This window comes from Desulfobacterium sp. N47 (genome assembly GCF_051233685.1).
In the GTDB taxonomy this organism is placed as follows: Bacteria; Desulfobacterota; Desulfobacteria; order Desulfobacterales; family RPRI01; genus RPRI01.
Window position 1 is genome coordinate 1 of sequence record NZ_JBAMMY010000152.1, and the last position, 8107, is coordinate 8107.

Annotated in this window: 8 protein-coding genes; 3 read left to right on the forward strand and 5 right to left on the reverse strand. The window is 37.3% G+C overall.

From position 1 onward, the window contains the following. Positions 1-115: 115 nt before the first annotated feature. A complete protein-coding gene (locus VXK47_RS09710; protein WP_435548582.1) occupies positions 116-715 on the reverse strand; it encodes a TolC family protein in 600 nt (199 codons plus the stop codon). Between the two features lie 32 nt (positions 716-747). Next, positions 748-1275 (reverse strand): hypothetical protein, encoded by a 528-nt coding sequence (locus tag VXK47_RS09715; protein ID WP_435548583.1) that lies wholly within the window; start codon positions 1273-1275, stop codon positions 748-750. A 338-nt stretch (positions 1276-1613) separates the two neighbouring features. Between VXK47_RS09715 and VXK47_RS09720 the strand changes: the two genes are divergently transcribed. The 3 genes from VXK47_RS09720 (at position 1614) to VXK47_RS09730 (ending at position 4852) form a co-directional block, all read left to right on the forward strand. Next, complete coding sequence (locus tag VXK47_RS09720; protein ID WP_435548584.1) at positions 1614-4064, forward strand: sensor domain-containing protein; 2451 nt, start codon at positions 1614-1616, stop codon at positions 4062-4064. A 183-nt stretch (positions 4065-4247) separates the two neighbouring features. Then, a complete protein-coding gene (locus VXK47_RS09725; RefSeq protein WP_435548585.1) occupies positions 4248-4505 on the forward strand; it encodes a hypothetical protein in 258 nt (85 codons plus the stop codon). Continuing rightward, the gene (locus tag VXK47_RS09730) at positions 4499-4852 is read left to right on the forward strand and encodes a type II toxin-antitoxin system PemK/MazF family toxin (protein WP_435548586.1); all 354 of its coding nucleotides are present in this window, start codon (positions 4499-4501) and stop codon (positions 4850-4852) included. The genes VXK47_RS09725 and VXK47_RS09730 overlap by 7 nt, the downstream gene beginning before the upstream one ends. A gap of 405 nt (positions 4853-5257) precedes the next feature. On the opposite strand, the gene VXK47_RS09735 is transcribed toward VXK47_RS09730, so the two are convergent. From VXK47_RS09735 to VXK47_RS09745, 3 genes are all read right to left on the reverse strand, one after another. Further along, on the reverse strand, positions 5258-6856 hold the full coding sequence (locus tag VXK47_RS09735; RefSeq protein WP_435548587.1) for a DUF2326 domain-containing protein: 1599 nt from the start codon (positions 6854-6856) through the stop codon (positions 5258-5260). 122 nt (positions 6857-6978) lie between these two features. Continuing rightward, the gene (locus tag VXK47_RS09740) at positions 6979-7221 is read right to left on the reverse strand and encodes an ABC-three component system middle component 6 (RefSeq protein WP_435548588.1); all 243 of its coding nucleotides are present in this window, start codon (positions 7219-7221) and stop codon (positions 6979-6981) included. Further along, complete coding sequence (locus VXK47_RS09745; protein WP_435548589.1) at positions 7218-7724, reverse strand: ABC-three component system protein; 507 nt, start codon at positions 7722-7724, stop codon at positions 7218-7220. Before VXK47_RS09745 ends, VXK47_RS09740 begins: the two co-directional genes overlap by 4 nt. Positions 7725-8107: the final 383 nt, after the last annotated feature.

Sequence of the window (8107 nt, forward strand, 5' to 3'; positions counted from 1 at the left end):
AGTTGACGTAAGTGCTTGAAATACTTGGTATATAAATTGCAATGCATTTTACATGCCATCTTTTTATGTTTTGTGAAAAAATATCGCAAAATTTTAAAACCATGTTTGAACGGCTTCAAAAACAGTGAAACTTTAGATAAATAACTACCTGTTCCTGATCCCGTTTCCATCTCGCAATCAGATTCGTAATTTCAGAACTCACTGCTAATTTTGCTTCCTCAAGAAGCTTTTCGGATTCACCAACCTTTAGGTTTGCAGCTCTTTTAAGAGGTTTCTGTTTTACATTTTGCCATAACGGAAGAGTTATACCGAAAGAAACAAGAGCCATAGGCTCATAATTATTGTCGTAACCTATCCCGGCGCCAACAAAAAAATCCGGCCAAAAATCAAGATCCGCCGATTCGAGTCTGTATTTTGCAGCTTTTACAGCATACGATTTTATTAAAACAGATGGCGCATTCACAAGGGCAAGCTCTTCCGATTTTCCCAATTCTTCCTGTGTCAAAGAAACTATTGGAAGCGAAACAACTTTTCCGATAGAAATATTTCCGGAACGTCCAAGCAGCCTGTTTAATCCCGCAGACATCTCTTTTCGCTTTGCATTGATGTCGGCCATTTTTTCAAGAAGGCGGGATGATTCAAGTTGAGCCTTAATCTGAGACTCCTGATCGCCTTCGCCTGTGCTGTAGCGAACGGCGGCTGTTGCTTCAAGCATTTTGAGAAGTTCTTGCGCCAGTTTAAGAGCATCTAATTCGCTGTCAATAGCATACCGGCATAAATGCTACGCACATCCTTTGTGATCATCCGGTTGGTATAAACAAGATTAGAAAACTCCATTTCCGATTCAGCGCCGGCAGATTTTCCGAGAGCGGAACGCTTTCCCGGGAAAGGGAATTCCTGCTTTAACATCATTTCACCTTTTATAAAATTTGGTGAAGAAAGCGAACTGACATTTTCCTCGAGGGTAAATTCAAGCATCGGATCAGGCAGAACAGATGCCGGCAGAATAAGTTCCTTTGATTCTGCAAATCTGTCCTTTACAGCGTTTATAGCAGGAGATTTTTCAAGTGCTTCCGATACAAGCTCTTCTACCGGAGGTGCGAAAGAATTTTGTGGATCAATGGTGCTTTCTTCCGGTTTTAAAGAATCCGGCTTTAATGTATCAAAAGAGGCTGCGGTTTCTTTGGGTGTATCAGAAGCGTTACTGCTTTCGAGAGGAAGTAAAAGCAACGTCACCGATATGGCAAATAATCTGAAAATAAGATTTAATTTCACACAATTCTCCTAACAATGCATAATGATTAAGTTTTTATTTGCTGCCAGGTTTGATACCGTTATAAAAGGTCTGGAATTATGAATATCAGATAGTTGTATCGGAACAAAACGCACCAACTCCATGCGATAAAAACAAAACGTCTTATAATATCAGGAAGTGCTAAGATTTATTAAAAAAACGCTTATGCTACAAGTATCACAACTGCAATAAGTTTCAAGTAAAAAAATCGAAACTCATTCTTTCTCCTATTGTATCCCGGAATGAAATTTGCTATTTTAATGATCTCAGAAAAAGTGAATCGCCAATTGCGCTTGAAAGAATCACATGGAGATTTTCGATGTTAATAAAATCTGATTGTAAGTCCGGTTCAAATTCTTTTGCCACAGGGCTCAAACTGCTTGGCCTCATCGCCGGTATTGAATTGCTCATTATGCTTTCTTTCTCTTTCTTCCAGGTCAATAAATGGATGTCTCCCCATATGATGAGTATCGCGGATACACTGTTGTTAAGCATTCTGTCGGCGTTGATGATTTATATTTTGGTCGTTCGGCCTATGAAGACCCTGAGTGAATTTGCACATGTTGAAACAGACTTGAGAGAATCAGAAAAAAGATACAGACGTCTCTTCGAAACATCCGATGATGGTATCATGATTCTCGATTTCGAAACAGGTCAGGTTAAGGATGTAAATCCGTTTCTGCTGAATTTGTTCGGTGCTGAACGTGAAGAGTTTATAGGAAAGGAATTTCCGCAAATCCGCTGCTTTAATGATTTTGATATAAAGGGGATAGAGCTAAGAGAGTTGCGGGAAAAAGGTCGTGTTCATCATGATGGGATGGCGCTTGAAACTATTGACGGACGGCATGTCATTACAGAGTTTATCGGAAATGTTGATCAGGAAGGCTTTCAGAAGGTAATCCAATTCAATTTCCGCAATATTACTGATAGAAAAAAAGCTGAGGATGAACTGATTGATCGGGCACGTCAAGCAACATTAGGGGCTGAAATTGGAAAAGTGCTTGTGCAGCAAAAAGACTTGAGAAGTTTATTGCAACTTTGCACAGAGTCTATAGTTAAAAACCTTGATGCAGCCTTTGCGCGAATTTGGATATTTCAGGAAGATGAAAATGCACTTCACTTAATGGCAAGTGCTGGAATGTATACGCATATCGATGGCAACCGTAAAATCATACCAGTCGGAAAATATAAGATTGGCATAATAGCCGAAGAGAAAAAGCCCCATTTGACCAATACTGTGATCGGAGATCCTCAGATAAGTGATCAGGAATGGGCAAAGCGGGAAAAGATGGTGGCCTTTGCCGGTCATCCCCTTGTAGTTGATGAAAGGCTGGTGGGTGTGATGGCGATGTTCTCAAAAAAACCGCTTCAGGACACGGCTCTTATGGCACTGGCATCAATTTCGGATGGAATTGCTTTAGGCATTGAGAAGAAAAAGGCTGAAGACAGGATTCACTTTCTCGCGTATTATGATAATCTGACAAATTTGCCAAACAGATATTTCTTTAAAGAACTTGTAAACAAGACGATTGAATATGCAAACCGTTATAAACATACATTTGCTGTTGTCATTATTGATTTAGATGATTTCAACCGGATAAATGATACTCTTGGGCATAATGTCGGAGATAAATTTCTTAAGATTGTCTCTTCAAGGCTGTTAAACACCTTGAGAAGCAGCGATTTTGTGGCACGTATATTTGATGAAGAAGAGCCCATAGCCCGGATGGGCGGCGATGAGTTCATTGTGCTGTTACACGAGCTTGATAATGACGGGAATTGCGTCCATGTTGCTCACCGTATCCTCAATGAACTGTCACAAGCCTATGAGCTGGATGGCAGTGAAGTATTTATAACCGCCAGCATTGGCATCGCTGTGTATCCTGATGATGGCAGAGATGTTGAAAATCTCATTAAGAATGCAGATACAGCACTGCATTATGCCAAGAAAAGGGGGAAAAACAACTTTCAATTTTATTTGAAATCAATGAATGAAACCGCCCTTGAACTCTTGACTCTGGAAACCAATCTTCGCAGGGCTTTAGAACGGCAGGAATTTCTGCTCTATTACCAACCCAAGGTGGATTTAACCACAAGAAAAATAATCGGAATGGAAGCACTTATACGATGGAAAACACCGGAGGGAATTTTGATTTCGCCGGCAAAATTTATCCCATTGGCTGAAGCCAATGGACTTATCGTACCGATTGGCAAGTTTGTGCTGCAAACCGGGTGCCTTCAGAACAAAAAGTGGCAGGAAGCCTGTTCGAAAAGGATTAGTGTGGCAATAAATGTGTCTGGGCGGCAGTTCGGGCAAAAAGATTTCGTCCAGGAGGTCTTAACAGTTATAGAGGATACCAAGCTTGATCCACAATATCTCGAGTTGGAAATTACTGAGACAATTATCATGACAGATCCGAAAAGGGCTGTCCGTGACTTGGAAAAACTGAAAGAGATGGGCATACAGATTGCACTGGATGACTTTGGTACAGGGTATTCATCGCTTAATTATCTGCAGCGCCTGCCTCTTGATGCTATGAAAATAGATATTTCTTTCATAAGAAATGTTGTGACAGATCCTAACGATGCAGTAATTGTTAAGACAATTATAGCTATGGCGCATAATCTGAATTTGAAGGTCATAGCCGAAGGAGTAGAGGATGAACATCAATTAGAATTCTTGAGGGAGCACGGCTGTGATATTATACAAGGTTATTTATTCAGTCCTCCGGTGCCTGCGGAAGAATTTTTTGATTTATTGACCCGGTAAAAAGATCATCGCAGTTGGCAGACCATATGCCGAAAGCTTTCGACCCATCAACGGTTGACCATAGAATATAATGTCGAAGAACAACTTACTTGCGGATTTTGGGGTTATAAATGGTATTGACATAGGTATAACTAATAGGCATAATAAAGTATGTAAGAAGATTTATTAGATTGGAGGTGTTTTATGTCCGGAGTCAAAACGGCAATATCACTAGACAAAGAATTACTTTTAAAAGTCAATAGATTAGCCAATGACTTACATGTTTCCCGAAGCAAGGTTTTTACACTTGCTGTGCAGAGCTATTTAAAAATACAAGAAAATAAAACTTTGCTCGCTCAGTTGAATGAGGCGTATGAGGACTTTCCTATCAAGGAAGAAAGAGAAATTTCAAAATCCATGCGTATCAAACACAGCAAAATCATTGGACAAGAGTTATGGTAATTAAACAAGGTGAAATATTTTGGATTGATCTTGCTGAACCCAAAGGCTCAGAACCGGGCTATCGTCATCCGTATATCGTAATTCAAAATAATTTATTTAATGCCAGCCGAATCAACACTGTTGTAGTTTGTTCCCTTACCGGAAACCTTAACCGGGCAAAAGCTCCCGGCAATGTTCTGTTAAACAAAGGCGAAGCAAATCTCCCTCAAAAAAACGTTGTCAATATTTCTCAAATTTTTACTGTCAACAAAAGTGATTTGGTTGAAAAATTAGGACAGGTGTCAGAAAAAAGAATGACTGAGATTCTTGATGGCATAAAATTGCTTACCGAACCTCGGGAGGTTTGAGAGGAAAAAAGGCTGCAATATGCTAATGCGCTTGGGATAAAGGAAGGCTCGGATGATTGGCTGGAATTTTGTGATTTAGCCACTATTAGCGCAGGTAAAATTCCTGCTGATATTATTTCTGACAAGAAATTGTTTGCATCTGTCCCGGTGTTTTTCAGATCTATAAGAAAAGATGGCATTGATAAGGAAAAAATTCAGAAACTTCTGGAAACTATAAAGGCGGGATTGAGATGACCTTCAAGTCACCGTATCTGACTTATAGAGATATCGGTAAATATGCAGAAGATTTTTTGACAAAGTATCACCCGGGATTAGAGTTGCCGATACCAATTGAGGAAACCGAATTAAATTTTAAAATATCATTAACTCATATGGTGGTGAGCCCGATATTTATATCAATTATTTTTATCCTAAATCTATCTTGATACCCAGCAATTTTTCAGAATCTGATTCATCCGTAAGTGTTAATACTGTGTTGTGGGTAATTATATTTTTATATTCTTCATCAGTTATATGCTTTTTAATTTCATCAAGCTGATTCTGATTTACTGTTGCAATATATTGTTTATCTACGTCTGCAAACTTATGAAAAACAGTTTTAAACATATCTGCCTTTTGTCTCTCATCAGTTCCGTCAAAAATCCTGCTATCATGAAAAATAAAGTTGATTTTATGGTTACGACCTTTAAATAATAATGTCAAATCATAACAAAATGTTTTAACATTATTGATACCGTCAGAAGCATCAGATTCGATCTTAGCATCAATATTAAAACGCAATTGATTATCGCCATCATTATTCTCAATGGTAAGCCCTGCAACGCTGTCTGGATAAAATATTTTTGAAAGACTTCTGAAATAGTTCCGCAGTTCAACAGTGTCAGATTCGATTTCTTTTAAATAGTTTTCAGTGACTTCGGAGAGCTCCAACAAACCTCTTTCAGTCTGTCTTTCTTTAGTTTTGTATTCTGATTGAAGCTCCTGATATTTCTTAAGATTGTCACGCTCTGCTTTTAATTCAGCGATTTTATTGCTGAGGCTGATAAAAAGATCAAGAGCCTGATGCTCTCCGAGGTACTTCATTAAATCATCAAGCTCTTTCTGCAATCGTTCGACGCTGGCTTTTTTGTTCTGTTGTTCCAATTTCAGCTTATTTTGCTGTTCAAGCAGTCTTTTTTTACGGTTGGAAATTAACTTTTCATAAAAGTTTTCCAGATCATCTAAGGTCTTGGTCATATTCCCTGAAAAGTGGATATTTGCTTCACAATAGATAGTTTTAAGATTCTCTTTATTCATATCAGGGGAAAATTTCAGACTTTTACTGATATTCTCTATATTGTTTTGCAGCATTATAACGCTGTTGTTTAATGTAAATAACTCCTTTTCTATTTTATCAGCCTCAATCTGAACTTCATTGTAATCTTCTGCTACTTTAAAATTATTTAAATCATCATCAAGCCTTTTTATCCGCTCTTCAAGATCAATAATAGTTAAAACAACGTCTTTATTTCCGGTAAAAAAATCTTTTAATAATGAATCTTCTTTAAAATTCTTTTCTAACTTTTTTATTCGCTCCTGTTCTTTTCTGATATTATATTTTTTTTGTGCGAGAATGACATCAAGTCCCAACAAAAAAGCATTGTAAAGATAAGCCTGATATTCACTACCGGTTTTTCCTGGCTTACGATACTCAACATATGATTCCTTTTTCGGTCTTATAAAAAAAGGAATCAAAGAACGGAAGGATAAAAAAGAAATATCATCGGGAATATCAAAACATACTATACCCATTTTTTTATTAAATTGACTTACAGATAATTTCTCGTTATTTAAAAATATTTTCTCTGGCTCATCAGTACATCTTAAAACAGTTAATTTATTGCAATCTATCTCAAAATCAACCGAAAATTCCCAACCATTTAATTTTTCGCAAAATGTTGTATAATCTTTTTCCCCTGCTCCAAGACAAAAATGGATAATACGCACCAATAAAGATTTCCCCACTCCGTTATAGGTTTTTCCTTTTTCACTCGTCCCAGGATTTTTCTGTTTTGCGACAACAAAGCTAAGTCCTGTCCTGTTAAATTCAACAGTCCTGAAACTTGTCTGATTAGAGCAAACTCTTATTAACCGCATTTTGTGATCGCTCCGTTTTGTTCATTAACGGCACCTATTGAATAAAGAAAAACTATGGCCAGCAATAAATTATCAAAACCATGTTTTGCGAAATACATTTCGTTCTTATAATCAATCTGGTATTGTTTCCATAAATCATCAACAGATACCGGAGATTCTAATCGAGTTAAAATATAACCACCAAAACCAAGCAAAGATTCTGAAAAATTGGTATGCTTTGTTGGAATTATCATTCTGCTCCCTCTCTTAGAGGTTTTTTAAAAGGTTCTTCAAAAATATCGCAGGTCTCAAAATATTTTGATATTATGACAATAACCGAGATCTGATATATCTGCTCCGGTTTGGGGCTCGCACAATTTACTATTGCCCAAAATAAATTATCTCCATTATTTTTATTTTTTTCTTGTCTATAAATTTCATTCATTTTGTCCCGTAAAGAATCAGCAAGAAAGTCACTATTGTTAGATAGATACTCATTCAGAAAGTGTAATTGAAAATAACCGTTGTTAAGCAAATGGGCAGTGGGTTCTGACAAATTGTTAAATTTTATTTTTTCATCCACATCCGGTAAAATCAATTTAGCTATATCACCTTTGTTCAAAGGTAATCTCATTATATACCCAATTACTTCATTCAGGATTGAATAGTCTAACTGTTTAATAGCAGCAGGGTTCGGGATATTCCCGGCTATCGAAAAAATTTGATCATCATCAAGAGCAAAAAGTATATTCTCCAAATCTTTTGGAGTTAAGAATCCGGCGCCATTCAAATTATTCTTTTCTTTTATTTCTTGAATTGCTTGCTCACAATCAGCATTTACACCTTTGTATTTGTCATTAACAACAAAGTAAAACTCATTTACAGGATTCCACTGAGACTTTAAGCCGTCAAAGTCAGTTTTTAACTTGTTGACTGTATCTGTATAAGATTTCCGAATATCTTCAGGGGCATATACTTGATAAAATATACCCTTAGTTTTTATACTAAAGTTTCACCGAAATGATGCATGGTTTACTCACGCGACCATCCGTAACAGCGCGTCCACGAAAGATTTTCGGGAGAGTTTCTGGTTTTTGTTGCAAACGGCATTAAAATCATCAGCCAACGCGGCCTTGGCGA